Source organism: Streptococcus sanguinis, from assembly GCF_013343115.1.
In the GTDB taxonomy this organism is placed as follows: Bacteria; Bacillota; Bacilli; order Lactobacillales; family Streptococcaceae; genus Streptococcus; species Streptococcus sanguinis_H.
Genome location: NZ_CP054570.1, coordinates 1134489 through 1153717 on the forward strand (window position 1 = coordinate 1134489; position 19229 = coordinate 1153717).

At 42.8% G+C, this 19229-nt stretch carries 21 protein-coding genes; 2 read left to right on the forward strand and 19 right to left on the reverse strand.

Annotated features, from left to right (window positions below; all coding sequences use genetic code 11):
• Positions 1 to 182 precede the first annotated feature (182 nt).
• The 13 genes from FOC72_RS05525 to udk form a co-directional block, all read right to left on the reverse strand.
• Positions 183 to 962 (reverse strand): L-threonylcarbamoyladenylate synthase, encoded by a 780-nt coding sequence (locus tag FOC72_RS05525; RefSeq protein ID WP_002895721.1) that lies wholly within the window; start codon positions 960 to 962, stop codon positions 183 to 185.
• 99 nt (positions 963 to 1061) lie between these two features.
• Positions 1062 to 1652 (reverse strand): 3-isopropylmalate dehydratase small subunit, encoded by a 591-nt coding sequence (leuD, locus tag FOC72_RS05530; protein ID WP_002895722.1) that lies wholly within the window; start codon positions 1650 to 1652, stop codon positions 1062 to 1064.
• 9 nt (positions 1653 to 1661) lie between these two features.
• Positions 1662 to 3044, reverse strand: coding sequence for a 3-isopropylmalate dehydratase large subunit (gene leuC / locus FOC72_RS05535; RefSeq protein ID WP_002895723.1), 1383 nt, complete (start codon positions 3042 to 3044; stop codon positions 1662 to 1664).
• A 1-nt stretch (position 3045) separates the two neighbouring features.
• A complete protein-coding gene (locus FOC72_RS05540; RefSeq protein ID WP_002895724.1) occupies positions 3046 to 3312 on the reverse strand; it encodes a DUF1294 domain-containing protein in 267 nt (88 codons plus the stop codon).
• Entirely contained in the window at positions 3309 to 4346 is a 1038-nt protein-coding gene (gene leuB / locus FOC72_RS05545) for a 3-isopropylmalate dehydrogenase (RefSeq protein ID WP_002895725.1), read from the reverse strand. Before leuB ends, FOC72_RS05540 begins: the two co-directional genes overlap by 4 nt.
• Before the next feature lie 12 nt (positions 4347 to 4358).
• Positions 4359 to 5927: a 2-isopropylmalate synthase gene (locus FOC72_RS05550; protein ID WP_032914313.1), complete on the reverse strand. Its 1569-nt coding sequence runs from the start codon at positions 5925 to 5927 to the stop codon at positions 4359 to 4361.
• A 523-nt stretch (positions 5928 to 6450) separates the two neighbouring features.
• Positions 6451 to 6762: a hypothetical protein gene (locus FOC72_RS05555; protein WP_002895727.1), complete on the reverse strand. Its 312-nt coding sequence runs from the start codon at positions 6760 to 6762 to the stop codon at positions 6451 to 6453.
• Between the two features lie 11 nt (positions 6763 to 6773).
• Positions 6774 to 7088, reverse strand: coding sequence for a hypothetical protein (locus tag FOC72_RS05560; RefSeq protein ID WP_002895729.1), 315 nt, complete (start codon positions 7086 to 7088; stop codon positions 6774 to 6776).
• Positions 7069 to 8808, reverse strand: a complete 1740-nt coding sequence (locus FOC72_RS05565; protein WP_002895731.1) for a cutinase family protein — start codon at positions 8806 to 8808, stop codon at positions 7069 to 7071. The genes FOC72_RS05560 and FOC72_RS05565 overlap by 20 nt, the downstream gene beginning before the upstream one ends.
• Complete coding sequence (locus FOC72_RS05570; protein WP_002895733.1) at positions 8801 to 9223, reverse strand: hypothetical protein; 423 nt, start codon at positions 9221 to 9223, stop codon at positions 8801 to 8803. Before FOC72_RS05570 ends, FOC72_RS05565 begins: the two co-directional genes overlap by 8 nt.
• Before the next feature lie 146 nt (positions 9224 to 9369).
• A complete protein-coding gene (locus FOC72_RS05575) occupies positions 9370 to 9828 on the reverse strand; it encodes a hypothetical protein (RefSeq protein WP_002895735.1) in 459 nt (152 codons plus the stop codon).
• Between the two features lie 80 nt (positions 9829 to 9908).
• On the reverse strand, positions 9909 to 10577 hold the full coding sequence (locus FOC72_RS05580) for a YoaK family protein (RefSeq protein ID WP_002895737.1): 669 nt from the start codon (positions 10575 to 10577) through the stop codon (positions 9909 to 9911).
• A gap of 163 nt (positions 10578 to 10740) precedes the next feature.
• On the reverse strand, positions 10741 to 11376 hold the full coding sequence (gene udk, locus FOC72_RS05585) for a uridine kinase (protein WP_009660533.1): 636 nt from the start codon (positions 11374 to 11376) through the stop codon (positions 10741 to 10743).
• Positions 11377 to 11484: 108 nt separating this feature from the next.
• Between udk and FOC72_RS05590 the strand changes: the two genes are divergently transcribed.
• Together FOC72_RS05590 and FOC72_RS05595 are read left to right on the forward strand one after the other, a co-directional pair.
• A complete protein-coding gene (locus FOC72_RS05590) occupies positions 11485 to 12465 on the forward strand; it encodes a Gfo/Idh/MocA family protein (protein ID WP_002895742.1) in 981 nt (326 codons plus the stop codon).
• Entirely contained in the window at positions 12455 to 13546 is a 1092-nt protein-coding gene (locus tag FOC72_RS05595) for a DEAD/DEAH box helicase (RefSeq protein WP_002895743.1), read from the forward strand. The genes FOC72_RS05590 and FOC72_RS05595 overlap by 11 nt, the downstream gene beginning before the upstream one ends.
• A 92-nt stretch (positions 13547 to 13638) precedes the next feature.
• On the opposite strand, the gene FOC72_RS05600 is transcribed toward FOC72_RS05595, so the two are convergent.
• From FOC72_RS05600 to FOC72_RS05625, 6 genes are all read right to left on the reverse strand, one after another.
• Complete coding sequence (locus FOC72_RS05600; protein WP_002895744.1) at positions 13639 to 15036, reverse strand: polysaccharide deacetylase family protein; 1398 nt, start codon at positions 15034 to 15036, stop codon at positions 13639 to 13641.
• Positions 15037 to 15097: 61 nt separating this feature from the next.
• On the reverse strand, positions 15098 to 15484 hold the full coding sequence (gloA, locus tag FOC72_RS05605) for a lactoylglutathione lyase (protein ID WP_002895748.1): 387 nt from the start codon (positions 15482 to 15484) through the stop codon (positions 15098 to 15100).
• Between the two features lie 113 nt (positions 15485 to 15597).
• Positions 15598 to 16536 (reverse strand): ketopantoate reductase family protein, encoded by a 939-nt coding sequence (locus FOC72_RS05610; RefSeq protein WP_002895751.1) that lies wholly within the window; start codon positions 16534 to 16536, stop codon positions 15598 to 15600.
• A gap of 15 nt (positions 16537 to 16551) precedes the next feature.
• The gene (locus FOC72_RS05615) at positions 16552 to 17943 is read right to left on the reverse strand and encodes a sensor histidine kinase (RefSeq protein WP_002895754.1); all 1392 of its coding nucleotides are present in this window, start codon (positions 17941 to 17943) and stop codon (positions 16552 to 16554) included.
• Entirely contained in the window at positions 17933 to 18607 is a 675-nt protein-coding gene (locus FOC72_RS05620) for a response regulator transcription factor (protein ID WP_002895755.1), read from the reverse strand. Before FOC72_RS05620 ends, FOC72_RS05615 begins: the two co-directional genes overlap by 11 nt.
• A 104-nt stretch (positions 18608 to 18711) precedes the next feature.
• On the reverse strand, positions 18712 to 19191 hold the full coding sequence (locus FOC72_RS05625) for a hypothetical protein (protein ID WP_002895756.1): 480 nt from the start codon (positions 19189 to 19191) through the stop codon (positions 18712 to 18714).
• Between the last annotated feature and the right edge of the window lie 38 nt (positions 19192 to 19229).

Consider the following 19229-nt stretch of genomic DNA (forward strand, 5'->3'; position numbering starts at 1 on the left):
ATTTTATAACCTATTACTGTCTTTTAAAATTATTTTATGAGTATAACTTAAATAGCTTTGTAATCTGTTAATATATCATTTTCTATCATAGCATAATTATAGGAAAAATAAAAGAAATTATAAACAAAAAAGCCCAGTATAAACAGGAAATCCCCTTCTTACACTGAGCTTATTTTTTTATCTTAGTAATATTCACCCTGACGGTAATCCCATGAGTTGAAAGTATCGGACAGGTGCATCATGATTTTGTCAATGTCCAAGCCTTTGCGGATGACCACTGGTGCTGGTGAGATGGAACGTTGGCCACCTTGTTCTGGAATCAGTTTTCCATTTTTATCCACCATAGAGACCATAACGCCTTGCTCGTAGCGAGTTTCAATTGTCTTGTCTGGCTGGATAGAGGCTACATAGTCATCTGCTTCAATGACCAAATCAACAGCATTTTCGATACGCTCGCCAATTCCTTCGACCTTGCCGCGGTTTCCTTTACCGGATGGGTTAGCTGAGGAAGCATAAACCATCTTGCCTTCTTCCCAAAGCTTAGCTGCCAGCTGCTCGCCCGCCTTACCAAACTTAATAACAAAACAGCTAGTTCCACGAACATCTGTCATCAGCTCTTCCCGACCGTCACCATAGGCTTTAAGCTTTTCAAATGCTTCTGGCTTCCATGGAAGGATACAGCCCAAGAGGATGTCTTCATCCCAATGCTTTTGATAAAAAGCTTCAATTTCCGGATTTAGCTGAGCCAAAGCACGGAGCTCATCCATACTGCCACAGAGGACAACACCTGGCTTATTACGGTTACGAGCCTTAGCTTCGAACTTACGCTCTAAGCCAGCTTTATCGCTGGTCATGATGATGTAACCCACCTTAGTCGGGCAAACGATACAGCCGCCGTCGCCTTTCAAGATGTCATAACCTTCTTGTGAAAGCTGTCCGTTCCATTGAATGTGTTTTGTCATAAGTTTCTTCCTTTTCTATTAAATTAAGATTTATTTTACCATATATTTTTATCGGAGACAAGGTTTTTTCAGAATTTTCTCAATATAGCAAAAATATGGTTACTGCCAATAAGATGGACGATTCTTTTCGTATTCTGCAATCAAATCCTCATACTGCAGCGTAATGCCAATGTCATCCAGGCCGTTGAGGAGCTTATGCTTCCATTCTCCATCAATGTCAAAGGAGAATTCCCCCACCGGTGAAAAAATCTTCTGCTGCTCCAAATCCACCGTCACTTCATCTGTCGGCTTCAGGTTAGCCAAGGCTTGTCGGACTTCCAATGGCTGGACGATAGGCAGCATACCGTTATTAAGCTCGTTGTTGTAGTGAATATCCCCGAAAGATCCAGCAATGACTACCTTGAAGCCATAGTCAGCCAAGGCCCAGGCGGCATGCTCCCGAGAGGAACCGGCTCCGAAATTGTCACCTGTAATCAGAATAGTCGCCTTACGGTACTCCGGTCTATTAAAGACAAAATCAGGATCTTCGGTGTATTGATTGTCCAGATAGCGCCATGCGTACATGAGATACTTGCCAAAGCCTTTTTTATCAATCAACTTGAGAAACTGCTTGGGCAAAATTTGGTCTGTATCGATATTATCGTTCATGAGGGGAACCGTTGTCCCCGTGTAGATTGTAAATTTTTCCATAAGCCTTCCTTACTGGACCTCCGGTAGCTGGCGGACGTCTACAAATCGCCCGGCAATTGCTGCCGCTGCTGCCATGGCAGGACTGCAAAGATGGGTTTTAGCGCCAAATCCCTGACGATCCTCAAAGTTCCGATTACTTGTAGAGGCACAGTGGACTCCGTCTGGCACCTTATCTGGATTCATTCCCAGGCACATGGAACAACCTGGATCGCGCCACTCAAAGCCAGCATCCATGAAAATTTTATCCAGCCCCATCTTTTCAGCAGCCCGCTTGACCGGACGAGAGCCTGGTACGACGATAGCTGTAAGATTGGGAGCGATATGCTTTCCAGCGACAAACTTAGCTGCAAGCTGCAAGTCGCTGAGTCTGGCATTAGTGCAGGAGCCGATAAAGATATAACCTAGGTCGATATCTTCTGCTTTCTTACCCGGTGAGAGGTCCATGTAATTGTAGGCCCGCTCGTCGTTCATATCGCGAATTTCTGGGAAAGCCGCACCGAACTCTACTCCCATAGAAGGATTGGTTCCCCAAGTCACCATAGGTGCCAGCTCAGAGACATCAATCTCAATGACCTTATCATAGACAGCATCAGGATCACTGACTAGAGTCTTCCAATCAGCTACCGCCGCCTCAAAGTCCTTTGGAGCGCCCGGCCGACCTTGAACGTAATCATAGGTCTTCTGGTCGGGGTTCATAATGCCCATCTTTGAGCCAAACTCTATGGACATATTGCAGATGGTCATGCGCTCTTCCATGGTCAGATGGTCAATCGCATCACCAGCATACTCGACCACATGACCGACACCTGCAGCCACACCATATCGGGCAATCAGAGCGAGGATAAAGTCCTTGGAATAGACACCTTTAGGTGGCACCCCAGTAAATTTGACCAGCATTTTCTTAGGCTTGACCTGCCAAATGGTCTGCGTGGCAAAGACGTGCTCCACCTCCGAAGTACCGATTCCAAAAGCAATAGCTCCAAAAGCTCCGTGAGTGGCCGTGTGACTGTCACCGCAGACGATAAATTTGCCCGGCTGAGTCTTGCCCGTTTCCGGTCCAACCATATGGACAATCCCCTGCAGTTCCGATCCGTGAGCCGCGTGTTCAATGCCAAAATCCTTGACATTCTCAGAAAGTTTATCAATCTGAGCCTTGGAAATCACATCCCGAATATCATAGATATTGACCGTAGGTACATTATGGTCAAAGGTTCCAAAGGTTAAATCCGGCCGTCTAACTTTGCGACCTGCATCTCGAAGGCCCTGAAAAGCCTGAGGGCTGGTCACTTCATGAATATAATGTTGATCCACATACATAAGCTGGGGCTGGCCTTCTTCACCTGTTATCAGATGCCTTTCCCACAGCTTATCAAAAATCGATTTTCCAGCCATACTAGCTTCTCCATATGTAATATAAAATTCCGATTTCCACTATTATTCCGCAAATCCAAGCCAACCAGAAATACCATTTTCTGGTCTTGTGATGAAAGAGGCGGCCGCCTAATAAAGCGCCCAAACCTCCGGCTGCCAATGCTGACAAGAGCAAAGTCTTCTCTGGAATGCGATAGTGATTTTTCTTAGCCTTTCGCTTATCCCAGCCATACAGCAGGAAAACGACAAGGTTCCATAGCAGGCAAATACCTGTTAATATCCATTTCATAAATTATTAATAATTGCCTCCATCATTTGAGCTGTCCCTGCCTGACCACCAAGATCTCGGGTTAAGATACCTTGAGCCAAAGTCTTCTCCACTGCTGCTTCAATCGCTTCTGCAGCTTCAAGCTCTGCAAAACTATCCCGTAGCATCATTGCTACAGAAAGGATCATACTAATTGGGTTGGCAATGCCTTGCCCTGCAATATCTGGAGCCGAGCCGTGAATAGGCTCATAAAGACTTGGTCCAGTAGCCGAATGACTAGCTGATGGCATAACTCCCAGCGTTCCTGACAAGACACTGGACTCATCTGAGAGAATATCCCCAAAGAGATTTTCCGTTACAACAACGTCAAACTTAGCAGGATTGGTAATCATGAGCATCGCAGCGCTGTCCACCAGTTGGTGCTCTAAGGTCACATCTGGATAATCCTTGGCCACCTCATCTGCTACTCTGCGCCAGAGTTTGGATGTCGCTAGTACATTTTGCTTGTCAATACTAGTCACACGCTTTCTGCGACCACGTGCAATGTCAAAGGCCTTACGGACAATCCGCTCCACCTCTTCATAGCTGTAGTCGTTGATATCCCGCGCAGATCTGTCCTCTAAAATATGCTCGCCAAAGTAAATCCCACCAGTCAGCTCACGCACGACCACGAAGTCTACACCAGCAATACGCTCTGCCTTCAAAGGCGACAAATGCTTAAGAGCATCAAAAATCTTAACCGGCCGAATATTAGCATAAAGTTCAAGCTCCTTACGCAGAGCGAGCAAGCCTTGCTCAGGACGAACCGGTGCATTATCATACTGGGGACTGCCGATAGCTGCTAGGAGAATAGCATCCGCCTCCTTGGCCGCTTCTAGAGTTGACTGAGGCAGAGGATGACCTTCCGCATCAATACCAGCACCACCAAAAGCCTTCTCTGTGACATGGTAAGTAAAGCCAAACTTATCCGCAACAGCAGCTAGAACTTGGAGACCCGCTTCCATGATTTCTGGGCCGATACCATCACCCGCCAGTGCTACAATTTCTCTTGTCATAGTCGCTTCCTTCTAATTATTTGCAGGCAGATCGCGGTAGGATATCTGATGGCCGATTTCACCAGCATTTTCCTTTTGCACAAAGGTATTAGCATGGATATAGGCAATGGCGCTGGCCTTAAGAACATCAAAGTCAATACCAGAGGAGTTGAAAATTGTATCTGTATCCGTATTTTCAACAGCTACCAAGACGCGAGCCTGAGAGTCAATACCGTCCGTTACCGCTTCGATGTTATAAGACAAAAGCTGGACAGACTGGTTAAAGAATTGGTCAATGGCATTAAAGATGGCTTCGACGCTTCCCTTGCCTTCCGCCACACAGCTAACCGTTTCACCATCTCCATTAACTAGCTGCACATCTGCTGTGATGGTATGGTCATCATTGGTCGTCAGCTGCAGATCATCAAAGTGGAAGCCTTCAGGATTTTCGACCGTCGTTCCGGCAATCAAAGCCCGAATATCAGCGTCAGTGACTTCATTTTTCTTATCAGCCAAGACCTTAAACTTAGCAAAGAGATCATTGATTTCAGATTCCGCAAAGTCCAGAGCCAGTTCTTTGAGTTTTTCGACAAAAGCATGACGGCCAGACAGTTTGCCAAGCGGCAGTGAATTGCTCTTGACTCCAACCAGCTCAGGTGTGATGATTTCATAGGTCAGTGGATTCTTAAGAACACCATCCTGATGGATACCGGACTCATGAGAGAAGGCATTGCCACCAACGACCGCCTTATTCTTAGGCACTGGAATACCTGAGAAGCGGGACACCAGCTCAGAAGTGTTGATGGTTTCATTAAGGACAATATCTGTCTCAACTTGGTAATAGTCCTGACGAATCTCTAAGGCAACTGCTACTTCTTCCAATGCTACATTTCCAGCCCGCTCACCGATTCCATTGATAGTTCCCTGAACACGACCAGCACCGTGCTTGATAGCCGTCAAAGTATTGGCCGTTGCCATGCCAAGGTCATCATGACAATGAACACCAAATACAACCTTATGATCAGAAGTCACATTTGCCACTAGGTAGTCGAAAATATTTGCAAACTCTTCCGGAGTAGTAAAGCCGACTGTATCTGGAATATTGATATAAGTCGCACCTGCATCAACTGCTGTTTGTACCACCTGAAAAAGGAAATCCAGCTCTGTTCGTGTCGCATCCTCTGGTGAAAACTCGACTATATCGAACTTGGAGCGCGCGTAGGAGACATGCTCTTTCACAGCTTCTAAAATCTCTTCCTTAGACTTTTTCAGCTTAAACTCTCTGTGAATAGGACTGGTCGCAATGAAGACATGAATCTGTGGATGCTTGGCATCCTTGAGCGCTTCATAGCAGGCATCAATATCGGATTTGACTGAACGCGCCAGACCAGTAACAGAAGCTTTTGTAATGACTTTAGCAATCTCCTGCACCGCCGCAAATGAATCTGGACTCGCAGCTGGAAAACCGGCTTCAACGACTGAAATCCCCCACTTCTCTAACTGCTTGGCAATAGCAACCTTTTCCTTGATAGAGAAATTCACTCCTGGTGTCTGCTCACCATCCCGGAGGCTGGTATCAAAAAACTCAACTTTGCGTGTCATAGACAACTCCTTTTCTAAAATACATAGACCATTTAGGAAAAACTCTTTCCCAACTTCTAGGTCATGTTCAATGACTGAGACAGTATGAGACAAATTGATTTCAGAAAAATCAAGATGTAGCCCCACTCCCGTCGTTCCTTTAGAAACCATTTCTTCCTCATCAGAATTTGAGGTAAGATAGGTGAAATAAAAAACATCTCACTTGAGGAACAAGCGAGATGTTGATTTACTCCCGCTTGGTAAGCCAAACAGGACTAATGCTTTTGCACTAGCCCGAGTAACGCAACAACAAAGCAAAGTTTGAAGATTGGGTTGACTTCATGTTTGACTAACTCCTTTTTGAGATGGTTTCTTATTGTTTAGTATTTTAACACAGTATCATAAACCTGTCAAGAAAAAGTCGATATTTTCTGAAAATTTTTAATATGCTGGATTATTTTGGGGGATTTAAAACTGTAAATACGAGAAAAAAGAAGTAAGGTAAGTCTCACTTCTTCTATTTTTTCAGGAATCGTAACATAGTTTATTTACTCACTTCATCCAGCTTATTCTGAAAGCGTCTGTTCTCCTGATAGCGAGCTTCTAGAACATCGTCTATGCATTTTTTGTATTGCTGATGGTATTGATCCAGATTATCCTCTATTTGAAAAATATAAGGTTGAGCTGCTGTCAAAGGAACCTCTCTACATGCATAAGAAATCGCCTCTAAGAGTTTGTTCGTCTCTCTGTCAAACTTATGATAGTATGTATCTAAGTCTGTCTCTACTCGCTCAAACTCACGCATTTTTAGAGCATGTTCATCTTCCAGTTCCTGAAGCTTCTTTTTATCCAGCATTGCCTCATCACCTATCCCTTAATCGGGCTATCCAAAGAAGGGGTCTGCATCGTCTGAGTTAGATGAGTTTCAGCAGCTTGCGCTGCCTTACCTTCAAATCCACCCTGAATGTTTTTAACATAGTTAGTAGACGCATAATTTTTCATATCCAAAGCCACCGCCTGTAGCTGAGTTGCTAACTCCGCTCCTTTAGCAAGAATAAGCTGCTCTTTGGCTGCTATCAAAGCCTTGATAGCTTGCCGCTCCTGCTCTTTCATCTTTTCTTTAAACTGTTTTGCCAACTCCGTTTTAGTTATGAGGGCATCATCATTTACTATCAGAACCATTCTTACCCCTCCATGTTCCTTTTACATCTGCCAAGAGATTATTGAAATCCTCAGCTTGCTGAGTATCGACTGCTGCAAAATCTCCACTAGCTCTAACCAAAGTCATTCCCAACTGTTCAATCTCTGTCATAAAGCCTTTTGCAGATGTCTCTGTGTTGCTTTCAATCGTATCATCCCAAAAACGAGAAACATTAAAATCAGCCAATAAACTCGCTACCTCTGTACCACTCAGATAGGTCACCATTCCCATCGCCTCTGTACTCGTATCCTTTACTGTATTTTGGACAAATTCTTTGGCATCCGACAATAAGGTTTGAACATGCTTAACTTTATCTTCCATTTCAAAGATAGCCAGCTGTGCTGCAGTCTGAAGGAGACGAGCACGAACCAAAATTCTATCTTCTCCTGTAAGATTGCCATTTCCCAACTGTTCCTGATAGCGAGTAATAGCTTCACGATCCCAAGCCATAGATTCCAAGCGAGCAACCCTAATAATTTCCTTGTATTCTGTCTCAAATTGATGATAGAAGGCATACCCCAAAACAGCCCTATCAGGAAGATCTCCTTTCATTAGAGAATTGAATATATTTGAAGCGGTTTCTTCATCAACTCCCAGTTTTCGAAGAGCATCCAGAGTTTTAGCAATTAGACGAGCTAGCTTTTCACCCGCTCTCAGCAGTTCTGGATGATAATCAGCAGAAGCGGTCAAAAAAGAACCTTTACCGTCTCCCTGAAAAACACCAAAATCATGGGCACTCTCCGAATCGAAACTCTGGGTATAGTATAAGGGAACCACAATATTGACTTTACCAACTGGCTTTTTAAGTGGTTCATTGGAATCACCAGGTAGATGAGCGATAGTATGTTCCCGATTGAGCATACTCACCATATCAAAGGGATTGACATAATACTCTATTTTTTCGCTGATTTTTTTGATTTTCTCATCACTGAGTCCCATTTTCTTTAAGCTCTTTGTTGTATCTGGTCCGTCGAACAGGACTACTCTTCCAATCTTATTTATATCTTTACTGCTCAATCCAGCAATACCTTGAACCGTCACCATGGTTCCTAGCGAGTGTGCAGTAAGATCCATTGTTGCATTAGGCGCTTTCTCTCTCATTTCTTGAATACGAGTTTTCATGGCCTCGGTTGCCAAAGGAGCTTGTGGAATATGGATATGATTGATAGCAAATTGACCATCATTAGCTACCCAATCATTTAGATTCAGCCCTTTAATACCAAGCTCCGATAATTTATCTATGTTAAATCCATCACTGCCTCGAATAGGCATATAAGTTTTCTTTGTATTCTTTTCCAAGGTCGGCGTATCGGTCAGAAAATAAGAATTAAATCCAGCTAATTCATCAGTCATCAATCCTTTTTGATAATCTCCAATTCCCAATTTTGACTTAAAATCTTTGATAAATTCATTGTCATCATCCAAATAAGGGTAATCAATAATTCTTTCTGTGTGAAGATCTGGATCTGGCTGCAGGTAAACTTTGCCATCATTATCGAGATTCTTACCTCCAGAGGTGATTTCTTTCTTATAAACAACATCTTGGGAAAAATCAAATGAGATTGATCCCCCCGAATCTAATATTTCTTTTCTATGCTTAGGCAACCTCTCATAAGGGAAAAGGTTTGGACGTCCCCTATAAGAAGACTGCGCTAAATCTGCATAAAAATTATCAAATGTTTTTAAATTGCTGTTACTCAAACAAATCACCTCCTATACTTAAAGGGCTAACTATTCCAATAGTATCAATTAAAACTTTTCCATTTTCAATCTCAATTACAACACTCCAGCTTGATTTTTCTATATTATTAAAGCCTCCATAAACCTGAACAATATCACCTCCACCTTGGGGTGTTCCATTCCCTATCTGATCCCATTGTGTTTGTTCCCAATCAATTTGAACCGATTCTATCTTTGAATTTTGAGATTTTACAAACTCCTTAATCTCTTCTTCATGCTCTTTCAAATAAGCCAACTGCTTTTCTTTTGAACTCCGAAAATCAAAAATACCATCTGTGAATAAACTTTTGTTTTGAACTGTCATAATCGTCCCTCCTATGACTAGAGTAGCAGTTAGCGCTACGATTGATAGAATAGCTATTTTGCTTTTTTTCATTATTTGTCCTCCTTGTGAATAGAAGTTACTATTATTATATCATGAATGCATTAAAAAAATACTTTTGAAAAGTATTCTAGTTAAATTAGAAATTGGCTGATTGCGCCAAATCTGCATAAAGATTGTCAAAACTCTTTAAATTACTGTTACTCATATAAGAACCAACCTCCATCTCGTAAAATTCTTATCGGCTGCATTTCATAAATAACTAGCTTATCAGGAACTTCATTTGAATTGTGGTTTAAAGGAATTCCCAATGTAAATTCAGTGTCTTTATTATTATTTATTCCGCCATCCAAAGTCAGAATATATCCTCCACCTTGAGGGGTGCCATTCCCTGTGTCTTCGACTTTCATACTGTCCCAATCAAATTGAACACTTTCAACTTTAGGATTCAAAGCTTTAGCAAACTCAGCCAACTCTTCTTCATGATTTTTAAGATAATCAAGCTGCTTTTCACGCGGATTTTGCTCTTTCTTTTTCTCCTGATTAGTTTCATGTGTAAACAAACTTTTATTTTGAACTGTCAGAATCGTTCCTCCTACGACTAGAGCAGAGATTAGCGCTACGATAGATAGAGTCGCTATTTTGCTTTTTTTCATCATTTTCTCTTATATTTCTACTTCTTTCTATAATTTCACAATATCACTTCTTAAGTCACTTCGTTTCTAAGAATATTCCATCTTCACCTCCTCATATACTGAACGCCTCGGAAAAGGAGAAAGGCTGTTAGAATCAGGGAAACAAGCCAGATGGTCTTCAAGAGGTAAAACTGAATCAGATAGGTAGAGATGATGGCTCCGACTACAAAACTTGCCAATAGGGCAACAAAGAAAAGGCCTTCTTTCAAATCTTTTCCTTCCTTGTTTCGAGCATAGTTGCCAAAAGCTACCATGGTTTTCTTGATATTCCCCGTCATAAAGGAGTTGTTATAGACAATACCATCCACCTCGCCAAAAGCCGTCGCAACCAGGCCCATGCAGAAAGCCAGTGGCGGCACGATATAGAGATGAGGTACATTTGCTGGCAAAAATCCAGCGATAACTGTCGTCAATATCAAAGGAAAAACACTGGACAGCCTGCGCCAAGAATGCTCAAAATGATGCTGAAAAACGGTCATCAGAAAAATCCCCAGCATAAAGGCCAACATAGTTGCCAATTTCACTTCGATTCCTCTTGTCTCCTGATTGATGAGTTCAACCGAAAGGAAAACGACATTTCCCGTCTGACCTGCCACCAAGGTCCCTCCCCTCTCAATGAAGGTATAAGCGTCGATAAATCCTGCACAAAAGGTCAAGAGGCAGGCAAAAAATTTTGAACGAGAGTGAAACTCTCTTTTTACAAATTGTTTCATAAATCACCTACAAAATAAGGGAGTGACCAGACTCCGAAAATCATAGATTTCAGTCCGTCCACTTCCCCTTGCTAGATTACATTTCAAAATCTTGTAGCTACTGTGATTCGCCAGATTCACAAACTTTTATTTCCTCAAATGACAGAGCAGAAAGCTACGTGTGCTAGCCTTCTCTGGCTTCCTTAAGGATTTTTTCAATCTTGGTCGTAATCAGGTCAATAGCCACCTTATTAGAAGCTCCCTCTGGAATGATGACATCCGCATAGCGCTTGGTCGGCTCGATGAACTGATGGTACATAGGCTTAACGACACCCAAATACTGCTCAATAACACTATCCAAACTGCGTCCACGCTCTTCCATGTCCCGCTTAATCCGGCGGATAATCCGAACATCATCATCTGTGTCCACAAAGATCTTAATATCCATCAAATCCCGCAGGCGTTGATCCTCCAATACCAAAATCCCCTCAACGATGAACACATCCTGAGGCTCCTGACGATAGGTCTTTTTGCTGCGGGTATGCTCCGTATAGTCATAAGTAGGAATATCCACAGGCCGACCAGCCAAGAGCTCCTTGATTTGCTCAATCATCAGGTCCGTGTCAAAAGCAAAAGGATGGTCATAGTTGGTTTTCACCCGCTCCTCAAAAGTCAGATGCGTCTGATCCTTATAATAGGAGTCATGCTCAATCATGGCAATTTTTTCGTTTGGAAAATTAGCCAAAATTGCTCGAGAAACACTGGTCTTTCCCCCTCCGGAACCACCAGTTACACCAATAATAATAGGTCTATTTTGCATTATAAGCTCCATCTCTTGTTATCTTATCTATTTTACCGCAATTCATGTTATAATGAAAGAGCTAAAATAAAAAAAGTACATGCTTAAAAATAGAAAAAGGAGGTTTTTATGCTCAAACTTGGAATCATCGGAACAGGTTCTATTTCTCATGAGTTCATCAAGGCTGCTCACTCAACAGGCGACTATCAGCTGGCAGCTGTTTACTCTCGGACTCTGGCTTCTGCTGAGCGCTTTGTGCAAAACTATGAAAATACAGCCGTCTATACTGAAATGCTGGACTTTCTGTCGTCCGATATCTATGTTGTTTATATCGCCAGTCCCAACAGTCTGCACTTTAATCATGCCAAGGTAGCTATTCTGGCTCGGAAACATGTCATTGTCGAAAAGCCTGCGGTTTCTCGTCCCAAAGAATGGCGGGAATTGGTCAAGCTGGCTGACGAGCATCAAGTCTATCTCTTTGAAGCTGCCCGCAACTATCATGAGCAGGCCTTTGATACAATCAGTGATTTTCTCAAGGACAAGACCGTCTTGGGAGCCAACTTCACCTATGCCAAGTATTCTTCAAAAATGCAGGCTCTGCTTGCAGGAGAGCAGCCCAACGTTTTCTCAGCTAAATTTTCTGGCGGCGCTTTGATGGATCTGGGTGTCTATCCTGTCTATGCGGCTATCAGACTTTTCGGCCATCCGCGCTTCGCTCGCTATAGCGCCCAGCAGCTAGCTAATACGATTGATTTAAATGGATCCGGCTGTCTCATCTATCCGGATTTTCAAGTTCAGATTCAGGCCGGTAAAAATATAAACAGCAATCTGCCAGCAGAGATTTATACGGATCAGGGAACTCTGACTTTAGACGGGATTGAATTTATCAGCTCTGCTATTTTCCAAAATCTGGACGGTCAAGAAGAGGTGCTGCCTATCCAGCGTGCTTCCTATACCATGCTGGAAGAAGCTCAGGCTTTCGCACGAGTGCTCAAGGGCGGACAGGATGAGGCTTACGAGAAATGGTTAGATGCGGCAGCGGCTGTTCATGAAAGCTTATTTGCCATGCGCAAGGACGCTGGCATTAGATTTGAGGTTGATGATGATTAAGGAACAATTTCCCCCGAGCTGGCAAAATCAGCTGGCTCAGCTTGGCTTTGAAGATTTGACGGCTATTCAAGAGAAGATGTTTGGGCCTATTTCTGCAGGCGATACGGTGCTGGGAATCAGTCCGACTGGTACTGGTAAAACTCTGGCCTATCTCTTTCCTAGTCTACTCAAGCTGACACCTAGAAAAGCCCAACATCTCTTGATTTTAGCTCCTAATACTGAGTTGGCTGGACAAATTTTTGAGGTCTGCAAGACTTGGGCGGAGCCTTTAGGGTTGACAGCCCAGCTTCTGCTCTCCGGATCCAGCCAGAAGCGACAGATTGAGCGCCTTAAGAAAGGTCCGGAAATTATCATCGGAACGCCTGGGCGGATTTTCGAATTAATCAAGCTCAAGAAGATCAAGATGATGAATGTCGAAACCATCATTTTGGATGAATTTGACCAGCTGCTCAGCGATTCTCAGTATCACTTTGTAGATAAAATCACCCACTATGCGCCTCGTGACCACCAGCTGATATATATGAGCGCTACTGCTAAGTTCGACCACGATAAGATTGCTGAAAATACCCTAGAAATCAGCATTGACGACCAAGTTTTGGACAATATTCAGCATTTTTACATGCAAGTTGAGAAACGTGATAAGGTGGACTTGCTCCGCAAGTTATCAAATGTTGAAGATTTTCGCGGACTGGTCTTTTTCAACGCTCTGTCAGACCTAGGAAGCGCCGAGGAAAAACTCCAGTATCGTGAAGCCAACGCGGTTTCTCTAGCCAGCGATGTCAATGTTAAGTTCCGCAAGGTGATTCTAGATAAGTTCAAAGAACACCAGATTACTCTCCTGCTAGCCACTGACTTGGTTGCTCGCGGCATTGATATTGACTCGCTAGAATGTGTCGTCAACTATGATCTTCCACGCGATTTAGAAACCTATACCCACCGCTCTGGGCGAACCGGCCGCATGGGCAAGGAAGGCTACGTCATCACCCTCATCAGCCATCCAGAAGAGCTGAAGACATTAAAAAAATACGCTTCCGTTCGCGAAATTGTACTAAAAAATCAAGAACTTTATGTAACGAGTTAAGCTAAAAAGCTTTGGAAATCAAATGTTTCCAAAGCTTTTTGCTTTTACTCATTACCAACAATGATTTCCAAAATCTAAACCCAAGGACCGTCTTAGTCTCTGCCGTAATAAATACGATGGGGCTCTAGCTGACCTTCCAGCAGCTCATCGATCGTTACCAGAGTATAGCCGTTGCTCTTCAGATACTCGAGGACACTTGGCAGAGCGTCAATACTGGTCTGGTGAATATCATGCATGAGGATAATTGAACCTGGCTGGGTTTTAGCAATCTCTTGCATAATAGCTTTAGTATTGCGTGTCTTCCAGTCTAGACTGTCCACATTCCACATGATAAAGGACTGGTCAACCGAATTTTGAATTGTAGCATTAATAGCTCCATAAGGAGGCCGCGTAATCGTTGGCTTGATGCCTATGACATTGTTAATAGCGGTCTGGGTATCAAGGATTTCTTTTTGGGCCGACTCCAGAGGAAGTTTGGTTAAGACTGGATGGTCCCATGTATGAATCCCAATCTGATGACCTTCATTGTGCACGCGCTTGACGATCGCTTCATTACCAGCAATGTTTTGACCAACCATAAAGAAGGTCGCCTTGACACCATATTTCTTGAGGATATCTAGAGCCTGGGGTGTTGTCTTAGGATCTGGACCGTCATCAAAGGTCAGAGCAACCATCTTCACATGCTTCTTAGCTTCAAAACTCTGATAAGCTGCCAAGTCATCTCCAGTCAGATAGTCCGCATTGATCTGGTCATAAAAGCTAGATAAAGGAACGTCAATGCTGGTTAAGCCTTGCACTTCCTTACTCAGCTTAATAGAAAAATGGCTGTACTCATAACGGAAGGACCACTGACCCAACTCCGTTCCATTGAGGGTGTTGAGAATTTCTGTCTGCACCGCCTCATCGGCCTGTCTAAAGGTCAGCTGGCTGGATATCTCGTTGATGAAGATTTCCTTAGCTACATCTGGATCCTGAAAGAGCTTATCCAGAGTGAAAGGGCTGCCGTCTGGACCGAGATAGCTGTCAGCAACTTCCCGCTCTTCTCCTTTACTGATTTTCATCTCTTTAACATGATAGTCCTTTCGATGCACCAGTACTTCTTTGACATCCTTCAGGCTCGTTTCTTTTTCCTCAGCATAGTAGAAGGTCAATTCCTCAATCTTATCACCCTTCTTCTGATTATCCTTAATCGTCTGGCTATCTGCGTCCATCTGCTCCTTGACACTTGCCATAACCTGACCATCCAGCAGAGGATAGAAGGACTCTACATAGTGACTGCCAATCATCTTATTCTGCTTTTCAGTTTTTTCAGCGTGGAAGGTCTCTTCTTGAGAAATCAGCACACTAACCTTCTCTTGCAGTTCCTTTTCTTGGAAAATAGCGTAAATCTTTACAGCACCCAGAAATAGAGCAGCAACAAAAGCTAAACCTAGCAAGCTGAGAACAATGAATGTTTTCTTAACGTGTTTCTTGTTATTTTGTCTTTTCATACACCTGTCCTAAATGAATAAAAATCATCATTTATCTTGCAAAATTAACTGCAGCTAGATGTTAGAGACTCTTCTCACGAATGACTTCCACCTTGTAGCCATCAGGATCTTTTACAAAATAATAATTAGGCGGGTTGCCAGGAAGACCCTTTGGATCTGTCACTTCATAGCCTTTGGCCTTGTGCTCAGCGTGCAGACCTTCCAAGTCTGGCGTGCTAAGTGCCACATGAGCAAAACCGTCCCCAATCACATAAGGACCATGGTCATAGTTATAGGTCAGTTCAAGCTCATAATCATCGCCTTCCAAACCTAGATAAACGATAGTAAACTGATAATCTGGAAAATCCTTGCGGCGCAGCTCTTTAAAGCCAAAAGCCTCTGCATAAAAAGCGATAGACGCTTCCAAATTCTCCACACGCAAACAAGTATGTAACATTTTTGATGCCATAATTTCACCTCATTCTTTCTTGTTTATTATTATACCCTATTTTGGGCAAAACTTATATTAAATTTTTAAAAAAGTAAATAGGTACCAGATAAAAAGCAAGCCAATAAGGCCTGCTAAGAATTGTTTTTCAAAAACTGTTCGATGAAGTCGCTATACGAATTCCATTGAGGCATGGGAATGCTTTCTTTCTCAGCACTTCTTTTGATTTCAAAATATTGATCAACCCATTCGGCATAGCCTGAATGCATGTGATTTGTGACCATTTCGGAAACCAAAGGCTGACTCAACATGAACTTCATTACTGGAACCAAGAGAAATAGGGGCAGGGATAGATATTTAGTAGGTTTATAACGATGTTTAGGAATGCCATATCGCTGACAGAGTTCTAAACCTTCTCGCCAAGCGCAAATCATCTTTCGAATTGCTTTTTTATCTTTCAAGAGTGCATCAAAACTCCCCGCTTCTGCAACTGCACCTGCCATTACCGCCTCCTGAAGGCAGTGAACCTTCATCCAAGAAGCCAAGTCGGGCATAGCATCAATGCCTATCCCACTAGCTGTGAAGATAGGAGACAACTTTGATGTGTAAGAATCATCATCAAGTAACGTAGCTTCTTTGAAAATGATAGCTTGGATCCGACCATCACTCTTTCGCCCTCCTCCAACAGAAGAAGGAAAAGCTAGCGACACCTGCTTTCTGTCCAAATAAGAAGGAATCTTGGAGTTGATATTCCAGTTATTCTGTAAAATAAGTAAATGAGCTTTTTCCTTTATAGCCGCCAAATGATCCAATGCCTGCTCTAGTTGCAAACTATTTACCGTTAAGAGAATCAGGTCATAGTCTTGATCAATGATCGTCACCAACGGCGGCTGGAAATGATGTTCTTTATAGACCTGATCATCTTTTCTTAAATCTTTAATAGAAAGTGTGAAGCCTTGCTCTAAAGTCGACAGCTTATGCTCTCTAACTAAGACAGTAACTTGATGCTGATTAGACAGTAACCAAGCGTATGTCAAACCAATTGTGCCAGCACCATAAACCAAAATGTTCATATTAGGCCTCTCCCGCTATTTAACAGGGCGCTTTTTCGTTTCTTTCAATAGCAGTTTAACTTCAAAGACCGTACCTTTTGGTTTGTTGTCCTTGACATAAATAGAGCCTTTGAAAGCATCGACAATCTGCTTGGCCAGAGAAAGTCCCAGACCAAAGCCACCTTTCTGACGAGTCCGAGCCTTGTCCACCCGATAAAAGCGATCAAAAATCTTCTTCTTATCTTCATCACTGATACCAGGGCCATTGTCCGCTACTCGGAAAATAAGGTAGCGATCTGTCGAAGTAGCCATGACACTGATTACGCCATCATCATCTGTATACTTGATAGCATTATCAAATAGAATAGTCATCAGTTGTTTGAGAAAAATTTGATCGGTCACAATAGGGTGCTTGATCATATTTTCTGAATGAAAGGCTTTTTTATTCTCCCTTGCGATAATACAGTAATTAGCAAAGGTCGTATCAAAAAATTCTGGTTCAACTTCACCATATTGAGGCTTGATGCCATCATCGCGACGGGCCAGATTGAGCAGATTAGTCGTCAGCAAGCGCATATTGCGCACTTCATCCAAGCTAGAAGCGATATTTTCACTGCTCTGCATGATTGTTGCTTCAGGCTTACGAAAGAGCGTTTCTAAGCGGCTCTGCAAAACAGCCAAAGGTGTCCGCAGCTCATGGCTGGCATTTTCCACGAAAGCCTTCTGCTTCTGGATACTTTCCAGCAGAGGCTTGACACTCATCCGAGCAAGGTAAATACTGGCAATCAGGGAAATTCCCCAAAAACTGACCATAACCATGGCAATCAACTGCTCATGCTTGCTGCTGGTCTGCTCCAGCTGGCTGATACTAGTCATGACCACAGCATACTTGATATCAGGATACTCATTTTTAGGATCAATATCAAAGAGATAAGCCCGATAGCTTTCTGTCTGGCCAAAGCTATTACCAATCACGATTTCCTTGATTTGATTCAGATAGGACTTGTTAAATTCCAGCGAGTTAAAGTCCAGAAAACCATCGCTCTTGCTGGTGGAAATATTTTTATAATCATCATCCAAAAGCAGGGCAAAAGTATTAGAGCTGACATTTGGCGTAGTTAGATTGTTAGGCTTAGGCTCTTCATCTGAATCACCATCTGGCTCTTTACTGCTTTTAGGACTTTTAGAATTGACCTTATTGCTCGGATCAGACTGCTGACCTGTCGTCCGATAGGCCAAATCAGCTACTGAACTAGGATCATTACTCAGGTTTTTCAGATTTTCATCAACTGACGTATAAAGGCTGGAGCGCATAACCTGAATAATAATCAAGGTCATGGCTGAGAAGATTAATGTAAACAACCCAAAATAGCGAATGAAATAAGAGAAATCATCCGCATAAAAGGTCTTCTTGATTTTATTCAGCATCTTTTAAAATGTAGCCGACACTACGAAGAGTATGTAGGTTTTTCGCAAATGCCGTTCCTTTCAGTTTTTTACGAATCTTTGAAACGTACACTTCGACAACGGAAACAGTGGTATCACTGTCAAAGCCCCACAGACGGTCAAAAATTTGAGTCTTAGGCAAGATTACATTTTGATTTTGCAGGAAATAAACCAAGAGGTCGAACTCTTTACCAAGCAACTCCACGTCTTTACCGTCTTTCAATGTTGAATTTGTGGATAGATTGACCGTCACATCGCCATAAGAAAGAGTATTCTCGTTGAACTTGCCAGCGCGTTTCAAGAGCGCCTGGATCCGCATTTTCAGTTCTTCCAAATAGAAAGGTTTTGTCAGATAGTCATCAGCCCCAAGCTCAAAGCCATGTCCTTTGTCATCCAAGCTTTCCTTAGCTGTCATGATGAGAACAGGTGTTGTAACTCCTTTTGCTCGGAGATCTTTCAGCACTTGGAAACCGTCCTTTTCAGGCAGCATGAGATCCAGCAAGATGAGGTCATAAACACCGCTTTCTGCTTCATATAGACCTTCTTCACCATCAAAAACCTGCATTACATCCGCAAAATCATCTAAAAAATCAAAAACTGAGTTTGACAGTCCAAGGTCATCTTCTACCAATAGAATTTTAATCATCTTTCTTTCCTCCAATAAAACTTACCAAGATCACGTCTTTTGGTTTTTGTTTTATTTGCTATTCTTATTATATCATGACTTGGGTCAAAATCAGTAAGTTTTTTCTACGACTGCGACGTTTTATTTTCTTTTGTAGACTTATTATTCTTGTCCGATTGTTCATTTGTGTTCGTTGAAGACTTTTTCTTGTTTTTCTTCCCGTTGTCATTTTGCTGAGCAGAAGAATTCTTGCTCTTGTCATTACCCGACTGCTGGCCGTCTTGAGGCGGCATTCCTTGGTCTTGACCGCTTTGTCCTGAACCACCATCCTGCGGTGGCATTCCATTATCTGGTCCACCATTTTGACCATTCTGACCTGGCTGCGGTGGCATGCCATTTCCTGCATTCTGACCATTCTGTCCCTGCTCCGGTGCTCCTGGTATAGTAGCTGTCTGTTGAATAGCTGATTGCTGATTGTTTGTATCGTGAATAGCTGTCGCAAGACCATAGCCACCTAGAAGTCCGACTGCTAGAGCACCACCCGTCGCAACCGTCAGCCACCATTTAGTACTTTTTTCTACAACAATCATTTTTTCCATATCCATTTAATACGATTCCTTCTTTCTTTTGTAAATTTTTCTGA